Source organism: Roseateles sp. SL47 (assembly GCF_026625885.1).
GTDB lineage: Bacteria > Pseudomonadota > Gammaproteobacteria > Burkholderiales > Burkholderiaceae_C > Roseateles.
The window spans coordinates 820,094-845,978 of the sequence record NZ_CP113068.1 but is presented as its reverse complement, the minus strand read 5'-3'; the positions used below and the strand labels follow the sequence as shown (position 1 = coordinate 845,978).

Below are 25,885 nucleotides of genomic sequence, written 5' to 3'. Positions count from 1 at the left end.
GGCCAACCACCAACCACCTGCAAGGCTTGGCCCCTCTCTCCAAGCCTCAATCTACCTCGCCGCGCCTCAGCCCTGCGCCGACCGGAACCCCATCGCGCGGCGCTGCCGCACATCCGGTTTGACCCGGTGCTCCGCCTCCAGCAGTTGCAGCAGCTCATCGGGCAGCAGCGGCGTGCCCAGAATCTCGGCCTGCTGCCGGACCGCTGCAAAGTCGCCCAGTGTCAGTTGATCCAACGCGGCCAGCCGCTCCCGCTGATCGGCCTGCGCCGTGTGCCCGGCCTCCAGCTCGAACAGCCGCAGGCGCTGCTCCGGCCGCAGTGGCAGGAACCGGATCTTGAAGCTGAACCGGCGCAAGGCCGCTTCGTCCAGGTCATCAAACGCATTGGTCGTGCAGATGAAGATGCCGGCATGGCGCTCCATGCCCGCCAGCATTTCATTCACTTCGCTCACCTCATAGTGACGCTCGGCGCGGCGCCGGCTGCGCAGAAAGCTGTCGGCCTCATCCAGCAGCAGCACCGCATTCTCCTGGGCGGCGGCTTCAAACATGCGGGCCATGTTCTGCTCGGTCTCGCCCACGTATTTGCTCATCAGGTCACTGGCCAGGCGCACCATCAGCGGCCGCTGCAATTCAGCGGCCAGATGCTCGGCCAGGGCCGTTTTGCCACTGCCCGGCGGGCCGAAGAAGCACAGACTGCCCATGCCACGACGTCGCAGCGCTTCCACCAGACGTTGCAGCTCGAAACGGGCTTCATAGTGGATCAGGTCCAGCGCGTAATGGGCCGGGCGCGGGCGTTGCAGATGCGACGGCTCACCATGGCCCAGCGCCTTGTCCGCATGGGCCAGCTGGCGCTGGATGAGCGCCTCGTTGCGGTCGGCCGACGTCCCGCTGCCCGCCAGCCGCGCAAAGCGGACGGCGGTACGCACCTGCGCCGGGGTCAGCCCGTTGCGTTCGGACAGCCGCTCGGCAAAGCCCTCCGACACCGGCAGTTCGGCCAGCGCCTTGCGCACCAGGCCCAGCCGCGCGCCGGGCGGTGGGCTCTTGAGTTCCAGGTGATATTGAAAACGACGACGAAAGGCGGGGTCGATGTGTTCGATGCGGTTGGTGATCCAGAGCACCGGTACCGGGTTGCTCTCCAGGATCTGGTTCACCCAAGCCTTGCCATTCACTGCCATCGGCGGCGGCGTGTCCAGCGCGGCATCCAGCCGTGCCATCAGGTGGGCGGTGTCGCCGCTGAGGTGCGGAAAGACGTCCTCCACTTCGTCGAACAGCAGGGCCACATCGCTGCTGGCCTTGAGGAAGACCTGGCTGATCTGCAATGAGCGGTAGCGGTCTCTCCCGCCCAGCGCATTGCCGTCGCGGTCGGCGTATTCCACCTCATACAGGCTCAGGCCGGCCTCACGCGCGGCCACCTTGGCCAGTTCGGTTTTGCCGGTGCCTGGCGGGCCGTAGATCAGGATGTTCACGCCCGCCTGCCGCTGGGCCACCGCATTGCGCAGCAGGGTGCCCAACACCTCCAGCTCTTCCGCGATGAAATCGAAATCGTGCCGCTGCAAGGGGCTGTGGGTCACCGGCCGGGTGAAAACGGCCATCAGGTCCTGCGGGTCGCGGTATTCGCGCATCAACACCGGCGGCAATTGATCGCTGACCTTCATCAGGTCGGAAAGGTCGGTGATGTTGTGCTCGGCGATCAGGTTCTCCACCATGCCCACCCGTTCCAGGCGCGATCCCACCCGCAAGGCCTCGGCCACTTCGCGCGCATCCACACCGGCGACATCGGCAATGGCGGAGAACGCCTCCTGCGCGGTGTTGACCTTGAACTCCACCAAGGCGCCGCGCAGTTCGCGTTGATATCTTGCGAGCGTGCCATACAGCAGCAGCGCCCGCTCGGCCGCGTTGAGCTGCAGCAGATGCCCCAGCGCGGCGATGTTCCGCTGCACCAGCGTGGATTCGCTGCGCAACTGCTGCTCCAGTGCGTCGCAGGTGCAGGCCAGGAGCGTCAGCAGGTCTTTGGGGGCGTCCTTGATGTATTCATCGAGGTAGAAAAACAGCGTGGCTTCAGCAAACGGACCTCGCCAGACACCATGCCGAGCCAGGAAGGCGGTGTCCGCCAGCGCTTCATGCCCCGCCCAGGGCGCATGCCCCTGGCATCGACGCGCCAGGTAGGCGCGCAGCCGCGCCAGGACCGGGGGAGGCCACGCCAGATGACGGGCGGTGAGCGAGAACAGGCCGGAGAGGTCCCGCCGCGCATTGAAGCGGCTGGCATGGCGGACGGTGAGCGTGAGCACCAGATGGGCGCACATGCGGTCCAGCACCGGGCTGCTGTGAAAGCCAGGCGAGACCAGCGGTGTTGACGCGCGCTTACCCATCAGCAGCAGACCAGACGGCCCCTTTGAACTGCCCCGTGACCCGGGCGCCGCTGGATATTGGCCCAGGCCGGACACAGAGGCAAGCCCCGCGCGGGAGGGGCTCCGCAGGGGCGCAGGCCCCACGTCCCCCTGTTGGAGGACGCGGAACCGAGGGGGCGGTCAGTGCCTCAGTGCAGGGTCAATGCATGACCACCGGCTGCTGACCCAGGTTGGCATATTGGGAAATGAAGGCGTCGAGGTCGTCCACATCGGGACCTTGCTCGATCAGGGCTTCCACGCCCTCCTGGAATTGTTGCGCCAGCGCACCCTCAATGAAGATTTCCTTGCGGGTGAACTTGTCGACGATCTCGAAGCCGTCGCGCTGCAGCGGCGGGTGATCGGGATGCGGCTTGTCGCTCAGCGACAGCGAGACCGGTACATCGAACTGAACCACGATGTAGCTGGGTGAGTCGTAGAGCATGTGCATAAGTACTCCTTCGTTGTAGGAGTTATGGCCCGACGCGCCGGTTTCAAGACCCCGTCGCTCCCAACCAGGCCATGACCCATGGTCGCAGAACTTCTGCTTCCCATCCCAAGCATTTGTGATGCCAACCGTACATCAAGGGGGAAAGTTCACGCTTCATCCGTGGAATGGGTGATCTCAGTGCTGCTAGCAAGCGGAGCGCCCACAAGGAGAGTGTTTCCGGTTGTTGCATTGCGGGGAAACAGGGGCAAGCGCGGAAAGCGGGGGGCAGCCCCGACGGTGGCGCGTGGGCAGTGCGTGGGCAGCGTGTGGGCAGTCCAGGCAGCAGCGCACGCAGCGGCGCGTGCCAAGGCCGAAGGCGGCCATGATCCCGGGTGACAATGCCCGGTGGATTGCGACTGCACAACAACTCCCTCCCGATGAAACTCGCCACCTACCGCGATGGGTCGAGAGATGGCCAACTGGTGGTCGTCTCGCGTGATCTGAGCCACGCCTGCTTCGCCACCGGCATTGCCACCCGGCTGCAGCAGGTGCTGGACGACTGGAATTTCATGGCGCCTCAGCTGGAAGCGCTGTATCAATCCCTCAACCAAGGGCGGGCGCGCCATGCCTTTGCGTTTGACAGCAAGCAGTGCCTGGCGCCCTTGCCACGGCCGACGGCCTGGCTGGCGGGAGAGGCCTATCTGGCCCATGGGGCGGCGCTGCGGGAGCGCGGGCTTCACTGGCCGGAGCGGCTGAGTGGTCCGCTGATCCGCGTGGGCGGTGCCGAGGCGCTGCTGGGGCCGCATGAAACCCCGGCCCTCCGTGGCGCTGCGGGGCTGGAGCCCGAGCCGCAACTGGCGGTGGTGGTCGGTGATCTGGGGGCTGACGCCGTGCCGTCGCAGGCCCTGGAAGCGGTGCGCCTGCTGATGGTGGTCAACGCCTGGGTGCTGCGGCCCGTTCAGCAGGAGGAACTGGCGCAGGGCTGGCCGCCGTTGCACAGCCGGCCGGCCTTGCAGTTTGCGCCGGTGGCCATCACGCCGGACGAACTGCCCGGTACCTGGTACCTCGGCCGCGCGGCCTTGCAACTGCTGATGCAGCGCAATGGCCGCAAGCAGCCGCTGCTGGATGCGAAGGAAGGCATGACCTGGAGTTTTGGGGATCTGGTGTCGGAAGCCGCTCGGCGCCGCCCGCTGCGGGCTGGCACCGTGGTGGGGGCCGGCATGCCCGGGGGGGGTGCGGTGCTGGCCCTGAAGGAGGGAGACAGCCTGCGCATCGACTTCAAGCTGGCCGATGGCGGCAGCCCGTTCGGCCCGATCGACATGGACCTGGCAGAACCCCAATCCGCGCCGATCAACACCGATGACGAGGAGCGGACCGAACCCACGGACCCCGCCCCCACCGAAGGCCCCTCAACCCGCAGTGACCCGGCCGCCCCGGAAGCCGCTTCCGACGCCGATGAAGGAGACCCTGATGCAACGACGTGAACTGTGTGCCTGGCTGGGCACCGGCGTGCTGGCCCCGCTGACGGCGGCCCTGTCCACCCCCGCCTGGGCCTTCAACCTGACTGAAGGGGATGCGGCCTCCGGTGTACGGGCGGCGCTGGAACGTGGCGCGCAGGCGGCCCTGACCAATCTGGGCCGTACCGACGGCTTTCTGGGCAACCCGCAAGTCCGCATCGAGCTGCCCGGCAACCTGAAAGATGCCGCCCGGCTGCTCCGCAGCACGGGCCAAGGCAAGCGCCTGGACGACCTGGTGACCGCCATGAACCGCGCGGCCGAGCAGGCCATGCCGGAGGCCCGCCAGCTGCTGGTGAGCACCGTGCGCAATATCTCGGTGGAAGATGCCGTGCGCATCGTGCGTGGGGGCGACAACGCCGTCACCAGCTTCTTCGAAGAGAAGACCCGAAATCCCCTGATGGACCGCTTCCTGCCCATCGTCACCAAGGCAACCGAACGCCAGTCGCTGGCCGACAAGTACAACGCCGTGGCAGGCAAGGCGGCGGCTTTCGGCCTGGTCCGCAAGGAAGACGCCAATCTGCAGTCCTATGTCACCGACAAGGCGCTGGATGGTCTTTATTACATGATCGGCCAGGAAGAGAAAAAGATCCGCCAGGACCCGATCGGCACCGGCAGTGCCATTCTCAAGAAGGTGTTCGGCTGAGCTGAACCTGACGAAGGCTGGCCCGGGTGCTGGCGAAGGCCGCGCAAGCCCCGTCACTGCCCAGGACGTGCCGGCCTTTCTACAATAGGCCCATGACTGCCCCTTCCGTTTGCTACACCCGCGGCGCGGCCTTGCCCGCCATCCTCCAACAGCGCATTGCCGTGCTGGATGGCGCCATGGGCACGATGATCCAGCGCTACAAGCTGACGGAAGCCGACTTCCGGGGCACCCGGCTGGTGGACCATCCCAAGGACCTCAAGGGCAACAACGACCTGCTGGTGCTCACCAAGCCCGAGGTCATCTCCGAGATCCACCGGCAATATCTGGAGGCCGGTGCCGACATCATCGAGACCAATACCTTCGGCACCACCTCGGTGGCGCAGGAAGACTACGGCCTGGAGCATCTGGCCTACGAGATGAACGTGGCCGCCGCCCGATTGGCGCGTGAAGCCTGTGATGCCTTCAGCACGCCGGACAAACCCCGCTTCGCCGCAGGGGCCCTGGGCCCCACGCCGCGCACCGCGTCCATCAGCCCGGACGTGAATGATCCCGGCGCCCGCAACGTCAACTTCGACACCCTGCGTGCCGCCTACTATGAGCAGGCCAAGGGCTTGCTGGAGGGCGGCGTGGACCTGTTCCTGGTCGAAACCATCTTCGACACGCTCAATGCCAAGGCCGCCATCTTCGCGCTGGACGAGCTGATGGAAGACACCGGCGAACGTCTGCCGGTGATCATCTCCGGCACGGTGACGGATGCCTCGGGCCGCATCCTCTCCGGCCAGACGGTGACGGCGTTCTGGCACTCGGTGCGGCATGCCCGCCCCCTGGCGATCGGGCTGAACTGCGCGCTGGGCGCCGCGCTGATGCGGCCTTACATCGAAGAGCTGTCCAAGGCTGCGAACGACACGCCGATCTCCTGCTACCCCAACGCCGGCCTGCCCAATCCGATGAGCGACACCGGCTTCGACGAAACGCCGGAGGTCACCGGCCGGCTGGTGGGGGAATTTGCCAGCGCGGGCTTCCTGAACATCGCAGGAGGGTGCTGCGGCACCACGCCGGACCACATCCGGGCGATTGCGCAGAAGGTGTCGGCCTATCAGCCGCGCCCCTGGGGTTCCAAGCTGTTCACCGATCTGGGCACCGATCTGGTCAACGAGGAATGAGCGGCCCACGCCGCCCTCGTCAGTAAAGCTTTTGCAGCGCGTCCATGTTGACGCGCAAGCGCATCTCATGCGGCGCCAGACTGGCGCTGATCGCGTTGGCCGGCAACCGGGTGTCCCGGATCACGGGTGACGTCAGCGGCGAACCGCTGCGGCCCACCAGGGCGGCGACGGTCGGCTCATTGGCGGAGTGGCCGCGCTTGAGCACCATCGCCTCTTCACCACTGGCCAGCCGCACCAGCGACCCGGGCGGATAGAGGCCGATGGCCTTGATCAGGGCTGCGCCGGCCTCGTCGGGCGCCTGGTGCTCGTCCAGATAAACCGCCCGAGCCGCCTGCGCCGCCGACAGCGGACGGCGGCTGCGGCGCGGGCTGATGCGGGCGCCGTAGACATCGATGCGGCGCAGCAGCCGCGCCATCAGCTCACCGTCCGACCGGCCTGACAGCGGGCCTGGACCGGCATCATGATGCAGCCGCACCGCCGCCAGCCAGGCGTCATCATCCACACCCATGGCCTGCAGCAGCGCGGCGGACTGGTCCCCATGACCCGCCAGGGCCTCCCGCTCGCTGGTGGCCAGCACGCTGGTCCGCAGCGCCCATTGGTCCTGGTCCCGGCTGATGCTCAGGTTCATGGTCAAGGCGGCCAGCGTCAGCACACGGCGGCGGGCTTCGCCCCAGCCGAGTTGCCGGGCGGTCATCTCGGCCATCACCAGGGTCAGCAGGGCATGGCGGGCGCTGTAATCCAGCGGCTCCTGCCCGGCGTCATGGATCAGCAGGGCCAGCGACGGGTCGGGCTGCGGATGCAGCCGGGCCAGCACCCGGTCCAGCAATTGAGACAGGCGCACCAGGAAGTCCGCGCGTTCCGGGTCGCGCAGCAACTGCTGCGTCTGGGACTGGAGGTCGCTCCAGGCCGCAGTCTCGCTGACCGGGCCGGTGCGGGCCGGCCGCTCCGGCCGCAGGTCGGCATGGAAATCGGTCTGGGCCTTGGCCAGGGCGGCAATCGGCGCCCCCTGCAGCATCATCGTGTCCAGCTTGTGAGCCAGGGCTCGCTGATATTCACGGGTCTCATGCGCCTGCACAAACGGGCCGCGCGCGATCAGATCCCGCACCTGCGGCGTGTCAGGCAACGGTTGGCCGGCGGCAAAGAGCAACTGGCCGGACGCGTCTCGCAAGGAGAAGGACAGCATCTGCCCCACTCGCAAGCTGTGAGGAGGTAGTTGGATGAGTTCCAAGGCGGTGCGGGCACATGCCGGTGACGCTCCGTCGGGCTCCCTCTGCCCGGAGGTGTCACCTTCGTGCCAAAGTTGTCGTTATGGTGAAGTTGTCGGCCAGCATACGCCGACCCTGAAGCCCGGGAAGGCCCCAACCCCCCTGAAACAGGCCCCGGACCGGTAGAATGCACGCCGTTCCGAGGAGCGTTGCGATGGGCCCAGACCCGAGGGGCTCACCAGGCTCGGACGGGCGGCCCGGCTTCACTCCCGGCCGTGCAACAACGACGCTCACCGACCCATGTCTTTCCAGGGGTGGCGGTGAGTTGCGCGGCCCCAGGTGTTGTCCTAGTTTTCTGAGGCCGCCATGTCTGCCACCACCCCATCGTCTGCGTCTCCTTCCCTCCCGGCGGCTTCCAACGCCCCGGTGGCTTCCAAGGTCCCGGTGGTGCCGATGAAACTCTCCGGTCTGGAACCCGTGCAGATCGGCGCCGGCACGCTGTTTGTCAACATCGGCGAACGCACCAACGTCACCGGCTCCAAGGCCTTCGCCCGCATGATCCTCAACGGCCAGTTCGAAGAGGCCTTGAGTGTGGCGCGCCAGCAGGTGGAAAACGGCGCCCAGATCATCGACATCAACATGGACGAGGCCATGCTGGACAGCAAGGCCGCCATGGTGCGCTTCCTCAACCTGATCGCTTCCGAGCCGGAAATCGCGCGGGTGCCGATCATGATCGACTCTTCCAAGTGGGAGGTGATCGAGGCCGGGCTCAAGTGCATCCAGGGCAAGGGCATCGTCAATTCCATCTCGCTCAAGGAAGGCGAAGCCGAATTCCGCCGCCAGGCCCGGCTGATCCGCCGGTATGGCGCCGCCGCCGTGGTGATGGCCTTTGACGAGACCGGCCAGGCCGACACCTTCGCCCGCAAGACTGACATCTGCGCGCGCGCCTACCGCATCCTGGTGGACGAGATCGGCTTCCCGCCCGAAGACATCATCTTCGACCCCAACATCTTCGCCATTGCCACCGGCATCGAAGAGCACAACAACTACGCGGTCGACTTCATCAACGCCACGCGCTGGATCAAGCAGCACCTGCCTGGCGCCAAGGTGAGCGGCGGGGTGTCCAACGTCTCCTTCAGCTTCCGTGGCAATGAGCCGGTGCGCGAAGCCATCCACACCGTGTTTCTCTACCACGCCATCCAGGCGGGCATGGACATGGGCATCGTCAACGCCGGCATGGTCGGTGTGTATGACGAGATCCCCGCCGACTTGCGCGAGCGCGTCGAGGATGTGGTGCTGAACCGCCGGGACGACTCGACCGAGCGGCTGCTGGAGGTGGCCGAGTCGGTCAAGGGCGCGGCCAAGGACGACAGCGCCAAGCTGGCCTGGCGTTCCGGTGATGTGGATGCGCGGCTCTCGCATGCCTTGATCCATGGCATTACCGATTTCATCGTGGAAGACACGGAAGAGGCCTGGCAGGCCATCCGCGCACGCGGTGGCCGTCCGCTGCATGTGATCGAAGGCCCGCTGATGGCCGGCATGAATGTCGTGGGCGACCTCTTCGGTGCCGGCAAGATGTTCCTGCCGCAGGTGGTGAAAAGCGCGCGGGTGATGAAGTCCGCCGTGGCCCATCTGGTGCCCTACATCGAAGAAGAAAAACGCCAGCTGGCTGCCGCCGGGGGCGACGTGAAGCCGCGCGGCAAGATCGTCATTGCCACGGTGAAGGGCGATGTGCACGACATCGGCAAGAACATCGTCACCGTGGTGCTGCAATGCAACAACTTCGAGGTGGTCAACATGGGGGTGATGGTCCCCTGCCAGGACATCCTCGCCAAGGCCAAGGTGGAAGGTGCGGACATCATCGGCCTGTCCGGCCTGATCACGCCCAGCCTGGAAGAGATGCAGCATGTGGCCGCAGAAATGCAGCGCGACGACTACTTCCGCGTGAAGAAGATCCCGTTGCTGATCGGCGGGGCCACCACCAGCCGGGTGCATACGGCGGTGAAGATCTCTCCGCATTACGAAGGTCCGGTGGTGTATGTGCCGGATGCCTCGCGCTCGGTGGGCGTCTGCTCGGACCTGCTCTCCGACGAGCGGGCCACCCGCTTCATCGATGAGCTCAAGGCTGACTACGACAAGGTCCGCAACCTGCATGCCAACAAGAAGCAGGCCCCGCTGGTGACGCTGGCGCAGGCGCGTGCCAACAAGCTCAAGCTGGATTTCGACAGCTATCGTCCGCCCGTGCCACGCTTCATCGGCAAGCGGCATTTCCGCAATTACGACCTCGCCGACCTGGCGCAATGCATCGACTGGGCGCCGTTCTTCCAGACCTGGGACCTGGCGGGATCGTTCCCGGCCATCCTGAAGGACGAGATCGTTGGCAGTGAAGCCCAGCGGGTGTTCAGCGACGGCAAGCGCATGCTGCAACGGATCATCGAAGGCCGCTGGCTGACCGCCAATGGCGTCATGGGCCTGTACCCGGCGGCGCAGGTGAATGACGACGACATCGAGATCTACACCGATGAATCCCGCAGCGAGGTGCTGATGACCTGGCGCGGGCTGCGCATGCAGTCCGAGCGGCCGGTGGTGGACGGTGAGCGCCGGCCCAACCGGGCGCTGGCGGATTACATCGCTGCCAAGGGCACGGTGCCGGATTACATCGGGCTGTTTGCCGTCACCGCCGGCCTGGGCGTGGACAAGAAGGAAGCGCAGTTCCTGGCCGACCTGGACGACTATTCCGCCATCATGCTCAAGGCCCTGGCCGACCGTCTGGCGGAAGCCTTCGCCGAACGCCTGCACCAGCGGGTGCGCCAGGAGTTCTGGGCCTATGCCCCGGACGAGGCGCTGAGCAACGAGGCCATGATCCAGGAGAACTATCGCGGCATCCGGCCGGCGCCGGGATACCCCGCCTGCCCGGACCACCTGGTCAAGCGCGATGTGTTCCGCGTGCTGCAGCCCGAAGACATCGGTATGGGCCTGACCGACGCCATGGCCATGACCCCGGCGGCCAGCGTGAGCGGCTTTTATTTCTCGCATCCGCAGGCCAGCTATTTCAACGTCGGCCGCATCGGCGAGGACCAACTGGAGGATTGGGCCGCGCGCATGGCGCTGGACCATCAGGACGCGCAACGCGCCCTGGCGCCACTGCTGGGCTGAACGCCGCCTCCATCGGACGGGTGGCGCGGGGTGCGCCAGTCGCTCCAGCTTGCAAGCGTTGTTTCAGGGCGTGACGGCCGTCCACCGGGCGGTGGCCTGTCACGTTTCCTGTTTGTGAAAGATGCCAGTCGCAAGCCGGGAGCGAAAGTTGCCGGGGGGTCCGCAGCGGAGGCGTCCGGAGCGGTTTCAGGCCTTTACAAAGCCGCCGATCTGGAATCAGCCCCATCTGTAACAGCGTGGCATCCTTCGCACATACCCAAAAACGGAAGCGAGCGCTTCCCGGGCAACAACCATAAGAGGTAATCATGGCGATGAGTAGCAACATGAAGATGATCGCCGGCGCTGCCGGTGCCGCAGTGCTGGTGGCCGCCGCCTACGTGGCCGGCAGCCATCGGGCCGCCGCCCCGCAGCAACCGGACACGCCCGCCGTGACCTCCGGTGCCAACGCTGCCGATGAGGCTCGTGCCGCGAAGACGGCGGCCAATGAGACCGTGGCCCCCAAGAACAACCAGCGCTCCAACAGCGGGGACAACGGCGGCTACGCTGGCAATGGCAACAACAATGCCGTCGCCCAGGAACAGCCCCGCCTGTGCTCGGAATGCGCCACCGTGCTGTCGGTGCGTTCAGAAAACCGTGAAGGCAAGGGCACCGGCATCGGCGCCGTGGGGGGTGCCGTGGTCGGCGGCCTGCTGGGCAACCAGCTGGGCGGCGGTACCGGCAAGAAGGTGGCCACGGTGGGTGGCGCTGTGGCCGGTGGTTTTGCGGGTAACGAAATCGAGAAGCGCACCCGCGCCTCGACCGTGTGGGTGGTGAAGATGCGCAATGCGGATCAGACCGTCCGCACCATGGAATTCAGCCACGATCCGGCCGTGCAGAACGGCGACGTGGTGAAGGTCAGCAACGGCCAGCTGGTTCGCCAGTAAGCCCGCACGCGGGTCTGCTTATGGGGCGTCCGTGATGTGGATGTCCCGCAAGGGCTCGCCGCTGCTGCGCAGCCGGTGAGCTTCCCCAAACGCCCGTTCCAGGTGGCGGGTGAAGCGGGGCGAGTCAAACAGCGGCATCGTCAGCCGTTTCGCCTCCAGTTGCTGGCGTAGCGCGGCCAGGGCGGACGGCTCCAGGGCCAGACGCACGGCGGTGTCCACATAGGTCTGGGCATCACCGGCAATCAGTTCTGGCAGCCCGGCGGCGGTGAGCAAGCTGGCAGCCATGCGGCTGCAGAACGACTGCCCCTTCTGGGTCAGCACTGGCAGCCCCATCCACAAGGCATCGCTGGCGGTGGTGCCGGCGTTGTAGGGCAGGGTGTCCAGGAAAAGGTCGGCCATCTGCAGGCGCTCCAGATAGCGCTCCCGGGCCACACGGCCTGCAAACACCAGTCGATGCGCGCCAATGCCGCAGGCATCCGCCTGGCGGCGCAGGTGGGCCGCAGCGTCGGGATCTTCCTCCAGCAGCCACAGCACCGCCCCCGGCACCCGCGCCAGGATGCCGGCCCACCGCTGGAACATGGCCGGGGTGATCTTGCTGGGGTTGTTGAAGCAGCAGAAGACAAAGGCATCGTCCGGCAGACCCAGCTGGGAACGGCTGGTGTGCAGGGGCGGGCGCGGGCGTTGGCGGTCGTTGGCCTGGTAGGACGGCAGCACCATCAGGTGCTCATCGTGATGGGCTCGGGTGTCCGGCGTCACCAGTACCGGGTCGGCCAGCAGGTAGTCATACAGGGTGGTGCCGGAGGTGCCGATATAGCCCAGGTACAGCACCTGTACCGGCGCTGCACGTTGGGCAAAGATGCCGCTGCGGGCGCCATCGGTGAAGCCGGTCAGATCCACCGCCACATCCACGCGCAGTTCGCGGCAGGCGTCGGCAATCTGCGCGTCGGAGAGATGGGCGACATCCACGAAACCATCCACCGCCGCACGCAGCCGCTGCTGCATCGGGTCGTCGCGCGACGGGCCGTAGTTGATGGCGAGAATCTCGAAACGCTCCCGGTCATGAAGCTCCAGCACCTCGGCGATCAGGAAGGCCACCGGATGGGTCCGGAAGTCGCGGGAGATGTAGGCCACGCGCAGTTTGTGGCCGCCGTGGCCTGGGCCTTGATGGGCGGTGATCAGCGGTAGAGGCGCGGACGGTGTTGGCACCGAGGCCTGCATCCACAGCCGCGCGGCCTGCTGGTGAGCGGCGGGGTCGTCCACCAGGTTTTGCAGGATCAGCGGCTGCACCACCTTCTGCTGTTGCGCCAGGCCTTGCAGCAGCGCCGCCAGGCGTTGATCGAAGTGGCGCCAGTCGTAGAGATGCATCGCCGTGTAGAGATGGAGGCCGGGTAGCCAGTCCAGATCCGGCTTGAGGGTGGCGAGTCGGTCAAAGTCCGCCAGGGCGGCCGAGAAGTGCCGGGCCAGCAGTTGCAGGTTGGCCCGGTTGTGCAGGGGTTCAACGGCCTGCGGTTGCTTTTGCAGGGCGGTGTTGAAGGCGGCCAGCGCTTCGTCAGGCCGGCCGGATTGCTTCAAGGCGATGCCGCGCAGGTTGTGGATTTCCGCTTCTTTGGGAAAACGTGTGGCCAGGGCGGTCGTGGCCTCCAGCACTTCAGGCAGACGGCCCAGTGCGAGCAGCAAACGGGCGTGCTCGATGGGGGCGCGAGGTTCGGTGGGGGCGGTGTCCATGGCGCAGCTGAAGGCCATCAGGGCGGCATCCGCAGCGCCGCTGGCGCGGTAGGCCAGGCCCAACGCCACATAGGCGGCGGTGTAGGTCGCGTCCGCAGTGATGGCGCGTTCGAACGCTGCAATGGCTTCCGCCGGGCGGCCGAGTTCCTGCAGGGAGACACCCCAGTTGTAGGCCGCCTTCGCATCCTGCGGCGCCAACTGGCTGGCCGCCTGGAAACAACTGCTGGCACCGGCCCAGTTGCCAGCCCCCGCCACCAGGTTGCCCAGCCGCAGATAAAGCGTCGCGTCCTGCGGGAAGCGCTGGGTGGCGGACAGCAACAGGTCGGCCGCCTGCTGGGGCTGGCCGGATCGCTCCAGCGCAGACGCCAGCAAGGGGTAGGCCTCGGCATAGTTCGGATCGGACCGCAACACCTCCTGGAACCCCTGGACGGCGGCCGCCCATTGCTGGCGCTGGAAGGCACTGGACGCTTTTTTCAGCGCCGCCTGGGCGCGACTGGAGGTGGGCAGGGTCATGGTGGGTCAGGGCGTCGCGACAGGCCCATGGTAACCACCGCTGGCCACGCTGCGGGCCTGGCGCCCATCGCGGCCGGGCGGCATTCGCTACCATCAGGACAGCGACCACCCCCGGCCCCAGGAGTTCCCATGCAAGTTCCCGCGCTTTTTCATCTGGCCTATCACGTCCATGATCTGGACGCCGCACGGGCGTTCTACGCGGGTGTGCTGGGGTGCGCCGAAGGCCGCAGCACCGACACCTGGGTGGACTTCGACTTCTTTGGCCACCAGATCTCGCTGCATCTGGGCGAACCGTTCAAGACCACCAACACCGGCAAGGTGGGTGACCACCTGGTGCCCATGCCTCATTTGGGCCTCGTGCTGCCGATGCCGGCCTGGCGCACCCTGGCCGACCGGCTGGAATCGCAGGGGCAGGCCTTTGTGCTGAAACCGCAGATCCGCTTTGCCGGACAACCCGGCGAGCAGGCGACCATGTTCTTCCTCGATCCGTCGGGCAACCCCATCGAGGTGAAGGGATTCGCCGCGATGGCGGGGGTCTTCGAGACTTGATTGCGGCGTTGAGCGATTGTTGCCGGCTTGTTCCTCGGTCGTTGGTAAGTCGTTGGTAAGACGGCGGCGACGAACATTTGACCTCCTTTGACTCCGAGCCCCCCACCGTGACTGCACCCCTCCTCACGACCCACCACCAGACTGGCCCCACGGCCAGCGCTCAAGCAGCATCGGGGCCCGCCCATGGGGCGCCGCCGCATTCCCTGCGCGCGCACCGCCGCGCCCCCCTTCCTGCGACCCTGGCCACCGTGGCTGGCGCTCTGGCGGCCGGCGTGCTGGCGGTGGCAGCGCCTTCTGCCTGGGCCCAGGCCCAGTCGGCGACGGCATCCGCCGCACAGGAAGGACAGGGCAGCGCCTCGTCCTCCTCGTCCCAATGGGGTCTGGGGGTCGGTGTCGGCGTCAGCGAGCGGGCCTATCTCGGCGCGGACCGCAAAGTCAGTGGCTTGCCACTGATCTTCTATGAGAACACCTGGGTCCGTGTGGCCGGCACCACCGCAGAAGCCAAGCTGCTGAATCATGCGTTCACCTCCAACCAGCGTGTCACCGGCGGGCTGCTGCTGAAATACGTGGGGGACGGCTACAAAGCGAGTGATTCGTCGGCCCTCGCCGGCATGGCCGAGCGCAAGGGCGGGCTGATGGGCGGTGCTGGGCTGACCTGGCACAACCCGATTGCGAAGCTCAGCATGGAATGGACCACCGACCTGTCCGACCACAGCAAGGGCCAGCGACTGCAGGTGCAGGCGGACCGCCGTTTCCAATTCGGTGTTGCCAGCATCACGCCGCGCCTGGGGGCGCAATGGATGGACCGCAAATGGGTGGACTACTACTACGGCGTCCGTGCTTCAGAAGCGACCGTCAACCGTGCGGCCTATCAGGCTGACGCGGGGGTGGCCCTGGAAGCGGGTGTCCGTGTGGATTACGCCATCCAGAAGCAGCATGTGATCTTTCTGGATCTGGGCGTGACCCATCTGCCCAAGGAAGCCACCAACAGCCCCATCGTGGATCGCAGCAATCTGCCGCGCGCGGCGGTGGGTTACCTCTACCGCTTCTGAGACTGAGGGCATGAACCGTATCGCTCTTGTCGAAGACCATGCCCGCCTGGCGGATCTGGTGCGACAGGCGCTGCAGGCCGCTGGCATCCCCACCGACGTGTTTCCGTCGCTGGAGGCTGCCTGGCGGGGCGTGCAGTCGATCGACTACGGTGCCCTGGTGGTGGACCGGGGCTTGCCGGATGGTGACGGCCTGACCCTGGTCAAGCGCCTGCGGGCGGCGGGCACGGCCACGCCTTGCCTCATGCTCACTGCCCGGGATGCCTTGCATGACCGGGTGGAGGGCCTTGAATCGGGGGCCGACGACTATCTGACCAAGCCTTTCCCGATGGAAGAGCTGGTGGCGCGAGTGCGGGCGCTGCTGCGTCGGCCGGCCACATTGCGGTCGGCCCTGCCGGCCTTTGGCGACATCCATCTGCTGATGGAAGAAGGGCGGCTGGGGTGTGGGGACGAGTCCATCACGCTCTCGCCCAGCGAGCAGCAGATTCTGTTGTCCCTGGTGCGGCAGGAGGGACGCACCGTGCGCCGTGGCACGCTGGAGGCGGCGGCCTGGGGCTTGTCCGAAGCCGTGACGCCCAATGCGCTGGATGTGGCGCTGCATCGCCTGCGGCGCAAGCTGCTGGGTGTGGGGTCACGCCTGCAGATCGTGAACATCAGGAACCAGGGATATGCGCTCCGAGAAGATGGTCCGACCCTGTAGCTTGAGGGCCCGGCTGATGGCCATGTTTGCCGGCGGCATGCTGGTCAGCGTGGCTCTGTTGGCGCTGGTGATGGCGCTGTTGGCCCGGCCGTTCAGCCAGCATCTGCTGAATGCAGGCATTCAGCACTGGGCCTCGGAGATCACCGAGCATGTGAAGCTGGATGCGCAGGGCCGTCCGGTCGGCATGGACGACCAGCACATCGAACCGTGGCTTTTCAGAAGCCTCTCGGAGGAAGCGACGCTGCGCATTGTGGACGGGCAGGGCCAGGTCGTTTTCAGTTCGGAGCCCGGGGTGGGCAATCAGGCGCTGGTGCCGGAGGGCGCGGCCTTTGATCCATCGCGCAAGGTGTTCACCTTCGTGCGGGACGGCGTTGCCATGCATGGCGCCACCACCAAGGTGGAGCATGCAAGCGGCGATTGGTGGTTTCAGCTGGGGATCAGCGACCGCATCGTGCTGCGCATGCGCTCCACCTTTGGCATGCCGGCCCTGATGAAGGGGGTGATGGGCACTTGCGCCGCGTTCCTGCTGCTGTTCTTCGTGACGGTGCAACTGACCTTGCGCAAAGCCTTGGAGCCGTTGCGGGAAGCGTCCGCCGAAGCGCGGCGCATCACACCGAGGACACTGGATCAACGCTTGTCGGCGGATACGCACCCTCGGGAGATCCAACCGCTGGTGCAGGCGTTTAACCAGACGCTGGACCGTTTGCAGAACGGGTTCCGCACGCAACAGGAATTTCTCTCCAGTGCGGCGCATGAGCTGAAGACGCCCCTGGCGCTGATCCGTGCGCAGGTGGAGCTGGGGCCGGACGATGAACGGCGACGGTTCCTGCTGGAAGATGTGGACCGCATGGCGCGACAGGTGCAGCAACTGCTGATGCTGGCGGAGGTGAGTGAACCGCAGAACTACCGGATCGAATCGATCGACCCGCGGGGAACGGTGCAGGAAGTCTTTGACTACATGGGGCGCGTGGCGGAACGGCATGGTGTGCTGCTGGGCCTGCGGATGGCGGACGATCTGCGGCAATGGCAAGCCGACCGTGGGGCCTTGTTCACGCTGCTGAAGAACCTGCTGGAGAACGCCATCCAGCACAGCCCGGCAGGGGCGGTGGTGGTGCTGGCGGTGCAGCCGGGCGGGCTGGTGGTGCGGGACCAGGGGCCGGGTGTGCCGGACGAGCACCTGCCGCGCTTGTTCGATCGGTTCTGGCGGGGGCCGGACCGGCGTGAAGACGGCGCGGGGCTGGGCTTGTCCATTTGCAGCGAGATTGCGACGGCGCACCGTTGGCGGCTGACTCCGCGCAATACCGGGCACGGGCTGGAGATGGCGCTGGAGGTGTCCCCGGTGGATGGGCCGATCGGGGTGGGGCAAGAAGTGCCGCGCCAGATGCCGCCGATTTCCGTGCAGTCCAGGTCGCCTGGGAAGGCGATGCTGAATGCGTTGTTCTGAAACGACCCATGCGTGCGGCCATTGAGCTGCAGCTTCAATTGCTTCCCGGCAACGCTCTGCACCATTGAATGGATTCCGACACATGCAGCGGAAGGATCTCGTGGCTGCCAGCCAGATCCGCGACGGTTCTGGCAATGCGGAGCACCCGGTGATAACTGCGTCCCGACCAAGATAGGCGTGTTGCGGCCTTGTGCAGCAATCCATCGGCCTCGGCCGTCAGGCTCAAATGCGCTTCCAGTTGCGTGGAAGGCAGTAGCGCATTGATGCAACCCTGCCGCGCCCGCGCACGCTGCCGTGCCACCGCCACGCGCCGGGCGATGTCACGGCTGGGCTCGCCCTCTGCGGCTGCAGCCAACACCCGTGGGGGCAGCATCGGCACCTCCACCATCAGATCGATGCGGTCCAGCAGCGGACCGGAGATGCGCCCCTGATAACGGGCCACTTGTTCCGGTGTGCATCGGCAGACTTTGGTGGGATGGCCCAGGTGGCCACAGGGGCAGGGATTCATGGCGGCAATCAACTGGAACTGCGCGGGAAACTCCGCCTGATGGCAGGACCGGGCGATGTGAACACGGCCGGTCTCCAAGGGCTCGCGCAGGGCTTCCAGTGCTGGGCGGCTGAATTCCGGCAATTCATCGAGGAAAAGAACGCCATGATGCGCGAGTGTGATTTCGCCGGGGCGTGGGGGGGAGCCGCCGCCAATCAGCGCGGCTGCGGATGCGCTGTGGTGAGGGGAGCGAAACGGTCGCTGGCCCCAATGCTCTGGCTTGAATTGCCCATTGACGCTGAGCAGTGAAGCAGACGCTAGCGCCTCGGCCTCTTGCAACGGCGGGAGCAGACTGGGGAGACGACGGGCCAGCATGGATTTGCCGGTGCCGGGTGGGCCGACCAACAGCAGACCCAGGCCGCCAGCGGCTGCCACTTCCAATGCACGTTTGGGGCCGGTCTGGCCTTTGACGTCGCGAAGGTCATGGGGCTCTTCGGGACTCTTGGGGGGCATGCCTTGCACGCGCACCAAGGGTGAGTCGCCATGAGCTTGCAGGGCCTGGACGATGTCCAGCAGGTGGCCGGCCTCGCGCACGACAAGGCCCTGCATCAAAGCAGCTTCGGCGGCACTGCCGCGAGGCAGCAGCAACTCGCGCGCCAGCCCGCTGGCGCGTAAGGCCAGTGCCATGGCGAGGGCGCCACGCACCGGGCGAAGTTCGCCGGAGAGGGCCAGTTCTCCCGCACATTCGATCCCTGGCAGGCGCTGGGCATCCACCTGGCCACTGGCGGCGAGAAGACCCAGTGCAATCGGCAGATCGAATCGAGCGCCTTCCTTGGGGAGATCCGCAGGCGAGAGATTGACGGTGATGCGCTTGTTGGAGGGGAACTCGAGCCCACTGCTGTGCAGCGCGGCGCGGACGCGTTCGCGGGATTCCTTCACTTCCGTGTCGGCAAGGCCAACCAGGGTGAAGCTGGGAAGGCCGTTGGCGAGATGGACTTCAACGTCCACCGCAGCGGCCGTAAGGCCGGTGAGGGAGCGGCTGTGGGTGACGGAGAGGGACATGGGGAGCACCGAGGCCTTGTGAGGTGGGTGCTCAGTCTGTGGGAACGGCGGCGTTGAGGCGATCCCGATGAGGGGGTGGCACCAGTGGGGGCACCCACCTCCGCCAACACGGTCCGCGTCCTTTGGTGGCTCGGTGGGGGTGACGCTCGGAGGGGGAAGTGGTGAGCGCCGTTCGGATCGTCGACCGACCGCGCGGGCGTCACGCCATCTCTCGAAACTCGCTACTTCTCTTGCGTCACCGTCGCGCCGCCGACGTTTTCCTGCTTTCGAGATCGATAGACATCACAGTCTGCCGTCGGAGCGCTCTGCTGCATGATGTCACGGAGCAACTGGACCCGCCGCTGCCCTTCTGCGCTGAAGAGGAGGCGGCGCTCTTCGATGTCCACAAAGTATGCAAGCGTGGCGCAGGCCCGCTGGTGCACGGATCGCCTGCCGCGATCAAGTCCCTTGTTCAGCAGTCGCCTTCGGTGCCTACGATTTCGGTTCCAACGTAGGTCGAACCAGATTCGCATTCGCTGCCAGCGGAGCATGCGCTCCAGTTGATCCACGTCGTTTCGGTGATGGCGTAGCACGCCCCAGTCCCGCTTTCTGAGCCGGTGGTGTCGATCTCGGAGGCCTCGGCATAGGAGTCGCTGTTCTTGTAGGGGCCTCCCGTGTCCGTAGTGGGGCCACCAGTAACGTAATGCTGACCGCTGGCGTTATAGGTTAAGAGCAGACACAGGCTTCCATCGCAGATGGAGACGGTGTCGGCGGGCTTCCACTGTTTGACCTTCGAGTTCACCTCCGATTTGAGGAAGCTATAGACATCGGCTATCTGGCTGGCCAGCGTTTTATCGGTGGTGTTCTTGTAGATCGTGCAGTCGTCGCACTTCCACTTTCCGTAGCTAACCGCTACGGCGACTGCTGTTGATATTGCCAACAGTGCTCCTATCGCGAGCTTGCCTTTCTTGCTAAAGATTTTCTTTGACATCATCGGTTACTCCCTTTTCCTTTCAGATAATCTGCGTAGCTATATGCTTGGTTCATCTGCTCCTGATTTAACCTTTTACTCAGAGCGTTCAACTCCTTTAAGGACGCAGCGCTGAGCTTGGTTTCGCCGGATGCGAGTAATTTTTCGCGCGCGACCACCAAAGCGCCGAAGGCTTTTGGGATATCGACATCAACCAAAGCACCGTCCCGGTATTGGTCGTTGAGGGCCTGTAAAGCCTGGAGGTCCCCAGCTTTGGCATCTCCTTCAAGGAGGGAAATGACCTGTTGCTTCCATTCCTCCACCAGGGGATCGTGGAACCTAGTGTCCAGATTGGTCAAATCTCCGAATGGGCCTGCGCTGAGGAACGCATGAGCTGCGCCGGGCACTTTGGCGTCGATGGCTGCCTGAAGCCAATGCATGTATTGGCTGCCGTAAATGCCCGCTAGCTCGACGCATTCCTGATCGGCCGCCTGCCCGGAGAACCGGCGAGCGATATAGATTTTTCTGGCGCAATTGGCGACGATGTTGTGAGCATCGAGCTTGGAGGTCGGTGTACCTTCCTTCAGGAGCGCCTCAACGCGATCCTTGAGCAAAGGCGTTGGTGCACTCGTGGAAGTAATGGCTTCGCGCGGTTCGGACGCCACTTGTTGCACCGGTCCAAATGAGGACTTGCCCGAGGCACTCGCAACGGAGACCTCGCTTGGCGCTCTTTCCCAAATTAAATAGGCGCCAGCGACGGCAAGGGTAATGCCGATCAATGCAAAGGCAGAATTCTTTTTCACGAACGTCGGATTGCTTTCAGCTCTGTGACGGTCATTATGTTGCCGTGTATCTTCTGCAAGTTTTCTTTTTATTCGGCACGCAATTTCGGAATTTCCGAAGTGCTAATAATATGTCCGAAAGCGAAGGGCAACTGTTAAGCCTTACATGTTCTTGTCTCGCTCTTATTACTGTGTCTTGTTCAATTCTGACCTTGGTCATTTGGTCATCAATGTGACGGAGTTGATGCCAATTGAGTAACCAACGCCCCGATTAGAGACGTGCGATAGTCGGCCTCGTCGGGTTGAACCGCCCCGGATTTTGAGGAGGCCCAACACTCTGAGAGGATTGAGCCATGAGCAAATCGAAAAAGTTCTCGCCCGAGGTGCGTGAGCGCGCGGTGAGGATGGTGCAGGAGCACCGAGGGGAGTATCCGTCGCTGTGGGCGGCCATCGAGTCCATCGCGCCCAAGATCGGCTGCGTGCCGCAGACGCTGAACGAATGGGTTAAGCGCGCAGAGGTCGATACCGGCGTGCGCGAGGGCGTGACGACCAGCGAGGCCCAGCGCGTGAAGGAACTCGAACGCGAGGTGCGCGAGCTGCGCAAGGCCAACGAGATCCTGAAGCTGGCCAGCGCGTTTTTCGCCCAGGCGGAGCTCGACCGCCGCTTCAAGTCCTGAAGGACTTCGCCGACCAGCATCGCCAGCAGTTCGGGGTCGAGTCGCTCTGCCGCGTCTTGCAGATCGCCCCGTCGGCGTATTGGCGGCATGCTGCTCGCCAGCGCAACCCGGCGCTGTGCTCGCGTCGCGCGAAGCGCGATGCCAGCCTGGTGCCCCAGGTCCAACGCGTGTGGCAAGCCAACCTCCAGGTCTATGGCGCCGACAAGGTCTGGCGTCAGCTCAACCGCGAAGGCGTGGTGGTGGCGCGCTGCACCGTCGAGCGGTTGATGCGCCAGGAGGGGCTGCAGGGCGTGCGCCGAGGCAAGGCGGTGCGCACCACGGTCCCTGGACCCCAAGGCGCCGTGCCCGCTGGACCGGGTCAACCGGCAGTTCCGCGCTGAGGGGCCCAACCAGCTGTGGGTCTCGGACTTCACGTACGTCTCGACCTGGCAGGGGTGGGTCTACGTGGCGTTCGTCGTGGACGTGTTCAGCCGGCGCATCGTGGGCTGGCGCCAGAGCAGTTCGATGCACACCGAGTTCGTGCTCGATGCGCTGGAGCAGGCCCTGTATGACCGCAAACCATCTGACGATGGTAGCCTGACCCACCACTCCGACAGGGGTTCGCAATACCTGTCCATTCGCTACAGCGAGCGGCTGGCCGAGGCGGGCATCGAGCCGTCCGTGGGCTCCAAGGGCGACAGCTATGACAATGCCCTGGCCGAGACCATTAACGGGCTCTACAAGGCCGAGGTGATCCACCGGCGCGGGCCTTGGAAGACCAAGCAGGCAGTGGAACTGGCGACACTGGAATGGGTGGCTTGGTTCAATCACCACCGATTGATGGAGCCACTGGGTTACCTAGTCGCCCCTGAACAACTCGTTTTCAGTCCCGAGCGAGCAGGACGCGGCGCGCCATCAAGGATGGGAGCGCTGACGTTTGCGCCTTCATTGGCCATTCCAGCGAGGCGGCCAGGGCCATCAGTCCCCACACGGCGCAATAAAGCACCCTCAGGTGCGCCAGGATCATCCTCAGGTTGTGTCCTGCGCCGCACAGAATCGCGTGCAACGCATCTCCGGTCGCGCCCTTGAGCCAGTTCTTGGCCAGCAACCCGTCTGATTTCATGTGCCCGATCATGGGTTCCACGACCTGTCTGCGCTTGAGCAGCTTCTTGAGCCGATTGGGCAGCCGCCGCGTGTGGCTGATCAGCAGCCGCGTGCCTTCTGGGGTTTGTGCGCCGCGATAGCCCCGGTCCGCCAGCACGATCTTGGGCACCTGCCCCGTGAGGATTGCCACCTGTTCCAACTGACTGCCCACGGTGTGCCCGTCATACGGATTGCCCGGCATGGATCGCATGCCAACGACCAGGCCTTCCTTGGCCGTCACAGCGATGGACACCTTCACACCGAACTCGTAGGGCGTTCTGGCCTTGCCTTTGGCAATGCACTCCGCCTCGGGCGCATGCAGCGCATACAGCTTGTTTTTGTCGCCACGCTTTTGCGCGTGAAGCCGAGTGGCGATGTCCAACTTGGCTTTGAGTTCGGGCCCGACCCCGTTGGCCTTGCGCTGCACGTCTCGGATGACCCGGCCCAGCCAGGTTCTGAGCTTCCTGATCTCGCGATGCATTCGCCGGTATTGCTTGGCATGGGCGTATCGACCCGCCTGATGCTCGGCAGCCTGGCCGACTCGGGCGTAGCTCTGGCGCAATTCGATCCCCTCGCGTTGCGCAGCATCCACAAGCTGTTCCCGCGCCCGGTTGAGCAGCCGGCTGTCGGTTGGATGCGCAATGGCCTTGGGCTGTACCGTGGTGTCCAGCACCACATGATCCAGGCTTTGGCGCTTGATCAAACCGCCCTTGCGCGCAGCTTCGATGGAATGCGCCAGCAACCACTCGCAGCCGGCTTCCCCGATGCGCTGGCGCCAGCGCACCAAGCTGGACGGATCGCACGGCAACTCATGCTGGAAGTACCGCTCGCCGCTGAAGTGCTGCCAATACGGGTTCTCGCGCCAGCCCTCACACACGTCCTCGTCGCTGAGCGCATACACGTGCTTGAGGTACAGCAGCGCTGCCATCAGCCGCGTGGGAAGAGCAGGCCGCCCCGTGGTTGAAGCGAATTGGGGGCTCCACTCGGCTTCGAAGGCCTGCCAGTCGATCAGGCCGGCCAAGCGAACCAGCTCGTGACGCTGATTGATCAGGTTCAACAGCTCAGTGCGGAACAAATCGTGATCGGCGCGTTCGTCGGCAGGCTTGGGACCCATCAACACCTCAATGCAGTTTGCAAGGAATTGATATCGATTCGACCTGAATCCTGCAAATCACACCATCGGCATTCACCCCGAAACCCCAGCATTCATGCGGGTTGGCGAAGTTTTTCAGGGCCGACTACCTACCACCGGCCGAATTCGAGGCCAACTATCATCGACAACGCGCTGGTCGGGCCGCGACCGCCTGACTTAAACCAAATGGCCTCCGCGGAAGCCGGGGCGGTTCAGGTACCAAGAGAACACGGGCACGCTCGACCAGCCACTTGTGCCACACTTTCGGCCAAAGGGGCCGAAGCCACAGAGGGGGACGCGATGACCTTGCCTGTACACACAGCATTGGGGTCACGGCTTGCTCACCTAGAGAGCTGCCAGCAGTCGTTTCAAGACATGAGTCTTGCCACAGAGCTTGACCAGCTTGTGCCGGATGTCTCACAACTTTCTGAGAGCGAGAAGCTTGGTTGCTTTGCCGAAGTAGTTGCGTGGCGCTTCGTGCCAATACGAGCGAATCGGCGAGACCCGTGGGACATCTATTTCGGGCCAATCTTTTCGGGCACGACCGCTGATGGCCAGCAGTTTCACAACCCGGATGCAGAAGCTATCCCAAAGTCTGTCATTGAGCACTGGACGGCTAGAGCTCTAGACAGTAAACACCCTTTGATAAAGGCCCGCTTCAGCGACCTAGCCCGGATCTTTCACGAGTAGCGTACTGGATGGGTTCGCGGCGCTGATTTGCTTGTCCGAACGACGATTTGAGGCGCGTCGTGGCCGTTTGCTGCGTTGAGCTTGGTTGATGACACACACCCAGGCGCGATTACCCCTTCCCCGGCTTGGGTTGCGGGCCGGTTTGGTGTCAACGCGCGGGCCAGGCACTGGATGAGTTGCTAGGGGCTGAGGGCGCCAGCAGCGGCCAGGAAGACATGCTTCATCGGGTGAGCCGATGCCAGCAGGACCCGCACGCGGCGGGTGTTGCGCAGCACGGCCGCGCCAATCTTCAGCAGCCTGGTGCGGATGGTGGCGGTGCAGGCCTGGGCCAGCTCGGTGCCTTGCAGCGCCAGTCGGCGCAGGTTGATCATCAAGGTGTACGCCAGCGCCGCCAGCAGCAGCCGCAGCTGGTTGGCCCGGAAGCGGTGGCAACTCGCACGCCGGCCAAACAGATCGAGTTGCGCTTCCTTGATGCGGTTCTCGGCTTCGCCACGGGCGCAGTACCGGCGCTCGTACAGAGCCTTGGGCGATCCCGGCAGGTCGGTGACGATGAAGCGTGGGTTGACACCTTGCTCGCCATGCTCCAGCCGCGCGATGACGCGACGCTCCTTGTCCCAGGTGTGGGCCGCGTACTGGAACTCGCCGAACATCCGTTGCTTGCTGCGCCTGGCAGAGAACTGCTCGGCCAGCGCCAGTTCTGCCAGTGCTACCTGATCGTTCAGACGCGAGTTCTTCTGCAGCCCGATGATGTAGCTCACGCGCCAGCGCTCCAGGCGCTGCAGCACGCGCGGGCGGCAAAACCCCGAGTCCGCCCGCACGATGATCTTGGTCTTCGGCCACGCGCGGCGCAGCGGCACCAGCAAGCGCTTGATCAGCGCACTGACAACGCTGGCCGGGTCCCGGTCGCTGGGGCGCAGCACGCAGGCCAGCAGGTCCTGCCCGGCGAAGACGTACAGCGGCAAGTAGCAGTAGTTGTCGTAGTAGGCGTGGAAGTGGCCGCGCTCTTGCTGGCCGTGCAGCGGCACATGGGTGGCATCGACATCGAGCACCAGCTCCTTGGGCGCCTTGGCGTGGCTGGCGATGAACTGCTGCATCAGCACGTCGTGCAGCACCGCCGCATGTTCGGCCGTGGCCGCCGTCTCCAGGCGGCTGAGCGTGGGCGCGCTGGCCAGCGGCTCGGCACGACCCACGGCCGTTTGCATCACCAGATCGCTGCGCAACACGTTGTGGTCGCACACGTCCGACCAGCCCAGACACAGACCGTAGATGCGCTGCGCCAGCAGGCTGCGCAGGTCGTGCTGGACACTGGCGAGGCGACGCCCGTCGCCCAGCGCCAGGGCAGCCGCGCGGGTCAGACCAAGGCGCTCATCGACCCGCTTGAGCAACAGCACGCCGCCGTCACTGACGATGTCACCACCATCGAAGGCGGCCTGGACTACACGCCTTCCAACCCGTCCGAATTCAACGGTCGCATCGGTACACTTTGGCATCGGCAGTCCTCGGTTTCCATAGGGGGTGAGATACCTATGAAAACGCGCCTCGGCACGAGGCTGCCGACCTGATGCTCATGAAATATCCGGGCTAG

General features: G+C 65.1%; 18 protein-coding genes, 1 pseudogene, 1 riboswitch and 1 other annotated feature. Of the genes and pseudogenes, 10 read left to right on the top strand and 9 right to left on the bottom strand.

Features of this window, described 5'->3' with window-relative positions; all coding sequences use genetic code 11:
• Window positions 1–66: 66 nt before the first annotated feature.
• Entirely contained in the window at window positions 67–2,367 is a 2,301-nt protein-coding gene (locus tag OU995_RS03620) for an ATP-binding protein (RefSeq protein WP_267834052.1), read from the bottom strand.
• 178 nt (window positions 2,368–2,545) lie between these two features.
• Window positions 2,546–2,833, bottom strand: coding sequence for a DUF3567 domain-containing protein (locus OU995_RS03615; protein ID WP_267834049.1), 288 nt, complete (start codon window positions 2,831–2,833; stop codon window positions 2,546–2,548).
• Window positions 2,834–3,249: 416 nt separating this feature from the next.
• Between OU995_RS03615 and OU995_RS03610 the strand changes: the two genes are divergently transcribed.
• The 3 genes from OU995_RS03610 to OU995_RS03600 all read left to right on the top strand — a co-directional run bounded on the left by OU995_RS03610 (window position 3,250) and on the right by OU995_RS03600 (window position 6,135).
• Window positions 3,250–4,296: a fumarylacetoacetate hydrolase family protein gene (locus OU995_RS03610; protein WP_267834047.1), complete on the top strand. Its 1,047-nt coding sequence runs from the start codon at window positions 3,250–3,252 to the stop codon at window positions 4,294–4,296.
• On the top strand, window positions 4,283–4,972 hold the full coding sequence (locus OU995_RS03605; protein ID WP_267834045.1) for a DUF4197 domain-containing protein: 690 nt from the start codon (window positions 4,283–4,285) through the stop codon (window positions 4,970–4,972). Before OU995_RS03610 ends, OU995_RS03605 begins: the two co-directional genes overlap by 14 nt.
• Window positions 4,973–5,064: 92 nt before the next feature.
• Window positions 5,065–6,135 carry a homocysteine S-methyltransferase family protein gene (locus OU995_RS03600; RefSeq protein WP_267834044.1) on the top strand — a complete coding sequence of 357 codons (1,071 nt, stop codon included), beginning with the start codon at window positions 5,065–5,067 and terminating at the stop codon, window positions 6,133–6,135.
• A gap of 19 nt (window positions 6,136–6,154) precedes the next feature.
• On the opposite strand, the gene OU995_RS03595 is transcribed toward OU995_RS03600, so the two are convergent.
• Entirely contained in the window at window positions 6,155–7,318 is a 1,164-nt protein-coding gene (locus tag OU995_RS03595) for an HD-GYP domain-containing protein (RefSeq protein WP_267834039.1), read from the bottom strand.
• 217 nt (window positions 7,319–7,535) lie between these two features.
• A riboswitch (S-adenosyl-L-homocysteine riboswitch) is annotated at window positions 7,536–7,639 on the top strand.
• Between the two features lie 154 nt (window positions 7,640–7,793).
• On the opposite strand from OU995_RS03595, the gene metH reads away from it, so the two are divergent.
• Window positions 7,794–10,496, top strand: coding sequence for a methionine synthase (gene metH, locus OU995_RS03590; RefSeq protein ID WP_267836165.1), 2,703 nt, complete (start codon window positions 7,794–7,796; stop codon window positions 10,494–10,496).
• Window positions 10,497–10,819: 323 nt separating this feature from the next.
• Complete coding sequence (locus tag OU995_RS27420) at window positions 10,820–11,419, top strand: glycine zipper 2TM domain-containing protein (protein ID WP_324288696.1); 600 nt, start codon at window positions 10,820–10,822, stop codon at window positions 11,417–11,419.
• Window positions 11,420–11,437: 18 nt separating this feature from the next.
• Here the strand turns inward: OU995_RS27420 and OU995_RS03580 are convergent, their stop codons facing one another.
• On the bottom strand, window positions 11,438–13,657 hold the full coding sequence (locus OU995_RS03580; protein ID WP_267834036.1) for a tetratricopeptide repeat protein: 2,220 nt from the start codon (window positions 13,655–13,657) through the stop codon (window positions 11,438–11,440).
• Window positions 13,658–13,786: 129 nt separating this feature from the next.
• Here OU995_RS03580 and OU995_RS03575 point away from each other — a divergent pair, with 129 nt between their 5' ends.
• The 4 genes from OU995_RS03575 to OU995_RS03560 all read left to right on the top strand — a co-directional run bounded on the left by OU995_RS03575 (window position 13,787) and on the right by OU995_RS03560 (window position 17,399).
• Window positions 13,787–14,206, top strand: a complete 420-nt coding sequence (locus OU995_RS03575) for a VOC family protein (protein ID WP_267834034.1) — start codon at window positions 13,787–13,789, stop codon at window positions 14,204–14,206.
• A 107-nt stretch (window positions 14,207–14,313) separates the two neighbouring features.
• A complete protein-coding gene (locus OU995_RS03570) occupies window positions 14,314–15,258 on the top strand; it encodes a MipA/OmpV family protein (RefSeq protein WP_267834031.1) in 945 nt (314 codons plus the stop codon).
• A 10-nt stretch (window positions 15,259–15,268) separates the two neighbouring features.
• Window positions 15,269–15,955: a response regulator transcription factor gene (locus OU995_RS03565; RefSeq protein WP_267834028.1), complete on the top strand. Its 687-nt coding sequence runs from the start codon at window positions 15,269–15,271 to the stop codon at window positions 15,953–15,955.
• A gap of 16 nt (window positions 15,956–15,971) precedes the next feature.
• Complete coding sequence (locus tag OU995_RS03560) at window positions 15,972–17,399, top strand: sensor histidine kinase (RefSeq protein ID WP_267834026.1); 1,428 nt, start codon at window positions 15,972–15,974, stop codon at window positions 17,397–17,399.
• Between the two features lie 34 nt (window positions 17,400–17,433).
• Here the strand turns inward: OU995_RS03560 and OU995_RS03555 are convergent, their stop codons facing one another.
• The 3 genes from OU995_RS03555 to OU995_RS03545 form a co-directional block, all read right to left on the bottom strand.
• Complete coding sequence (locus OU995_RS03555) at window positions 17,434–18,948, bottom strand: YifB family Mg chelatase-like AAA ATPase (protein ID WP_267834023.1); 1,515 nt, start codon at window positions 18,946–18,948, stop codon at window positions 17,434–17,436.
• A 451-nt stretch (window positions 18,949–19,399) separates the two neighbouring features.
• On the bottom strand, window positions 19,400–19,921 hold the full coding sequence (locus tag OU995_RS03550; protein ID WP_267834020.1) for a hypothetical protein: 522 nt from the start codon (window positions 19,919–19,921) through the stop codon (window positions 19,400–19,402).
• Window positions 19,918–20,700, bottom strand: a complete 783-nt coding sequence (locus OU995_RS03545) for a hypothetical protein (RefSeq protein WP_267834018.1) — start codon at window positions 20,698–20,700, stop codon at window positions 19,918–19,920. Before OU995_RS03545 ends, OU995_RS03550 begins: the two co-directional genes overlap by 4 nt.
• A 332-nt stretch (window positions 20,701–21,032) precedes the next feature.
• On the opposite strand from OU995_RS03545, the pseudogene OU995_RS03540 reads away from it, so the two are divergent.
• Window positions 21,033–22,208, top strand: a pseudogene (locus OU995_RS03540) (IS3 family transposase); the annotation flags it as partial.
• Window positions 21,311–21,427 (top strand) — a sequence feature (AL1L pseudoknot). (Overlaps the previous pseudogene by 117 nt.)
• 10 nt (window positions 22,209–22,218) lie before the next feature.
• Here OU995_RS03540 and OU995_RS03535 read toward each other — a convergent pair.
• Entirely contained in the window at window positions 22,219–23,592 is a 1,374-nt protein-coding gene (locus tag OU995_RS03535; RefSeq protein WP_267834015.1) for an IS5 family transposase, read from the bottom strand.
• 887 nt (window positions 23,593–24,479) lie between these two features.
• Window positions 24,480–25,790 (bottom strand): IS1380 family transposase, encoded by a 1,311-nt coding sequence (locus OU995_RS03530; RefSeq protein WP_267831251.1) that lies wholly within the window; start codon window positions 25,788–25,790, stop codon window positions 24,480–24,482.
• Between the last annotated feature and the right edge of the window lie 95 nt (window positions 25,791–25,885).

Excerpts from the sequence above, each read along its gene's own strand:
- OU995_RS03620 (WP_267834052.1), bottom strand. The coding sequence starts at position 2,367 with ATGGGTAAGCGCGCGTCAACACCGCTGGTCTCGCCTGGCTTTCACAGC.
- OU995_RS03615 (WP_267834049.1), bottom strand. The coding sequence starts at position 2,833 with ATGCACATGCTCTACGACTCACCCAGCTACATCGTGGTTCAGTTCGAT.
- OU995_RS03610 (WP_267834047.1), top strand. The coding sequence starts at position 3,250 with ATGAAACTCGCCACCTACCGCGATGGGTCGAGAGATGGCCAACTGGTG.
- OU995_RS03605 (WP_267834045.1), top strand. The coding sequence starts at position 4,283 with ATGCAACGACGTGAACTGTGTGCCTGGCTGGGCACCGGCGTGCTGGCC.
- OU995_RS03600 (WP_267834044.1), top strand. The coding sequence starts at position 5,065 with ATGACTGCCCCTTCCGTTTGCTACACCCGCGGCGCGGCCTTGCCCGCC.
- OU995_RS03595 (WP_267834039.1), bottom strand. The coding sequence starts at position 7,318 with ATGCTGTCCTTCTCCTTGCGAGACGCGTCCGGCCAGTTGCTCTTTGCC.
- metH (WP_267836165.1), top strand. The coding sequence starts at position 7,794 with ATGAAACTCTCCGGTCTGGAACCCGTGCAGATCGGCGCCGGCACGCTG.
- OU995_RS27420 (WP_324288696.1), top strand. The coding sequence starts at position 10,820 with ATGAAGATGATCGCCGGCGCTGCCGGTGCCGCAGTGCTGGTGGCCGCC.
- OU995_RS03580 (WP_267834036.1), bottom strand. The coding sequence starts at position 13,657 with ATGACCCTGCCCACCTCCAGTCGCGCCCAGGCGGCGCTGAAAAAAGCG.
- OU995_RS03575 (WP_267834034.1), top strand. The coding sequence starts at position 13,787 with ATGCAAGTTCCCGCGCTTTTTCATCTGGCCTATCACGTCCATGATCTG.
- OU995_RS03565 (WP_267834028.1), top strand. The coding sequence starts at position 15,269 with ATGAACCGTATCGCTCTTGTCGAAGACCATGCCCGCCTGGCGGATCTG.
- OU995_RS03560 (WP_267834026.1), top strand. The coding sequence starts at position 15,972 with ATGGCCATGTTTGCCGGCGGCATGCTGGTCAGCGTGGCTCTGTTGGCG.
- OU995_RS03555 (WP_267834023.1), bottom strand. The coding sequence starts at position 18,948 with ATGTCCCTCTCCGTCACCCACAGCCGCTCCCTCACCGGCCTTACGGCC.
- OU995_RS03550 (WP_267834020.1), bottom strand. The coding sequence starts at position 19,921 with ATGATGTCAAAGAAAATCTTTAGCAAGAAAGGCAAGCTCGCGATAGGA.
- OU995_RS03535 (WP_267834015.1), bottom strand. The coding sequence starts at position 23,592 with ATGGGTCCCAAGCCTGCCGACGAACGCGCCGATCACGATTTGTTCCGC.
- OU995_RS03530 (WP_267831251.1), bottom strand. The coding sequence starts at position 25,790 with ATGCCAAAGTGTACCGATGCGACCGTTGAATTCGGACGGGTTGGAAGG.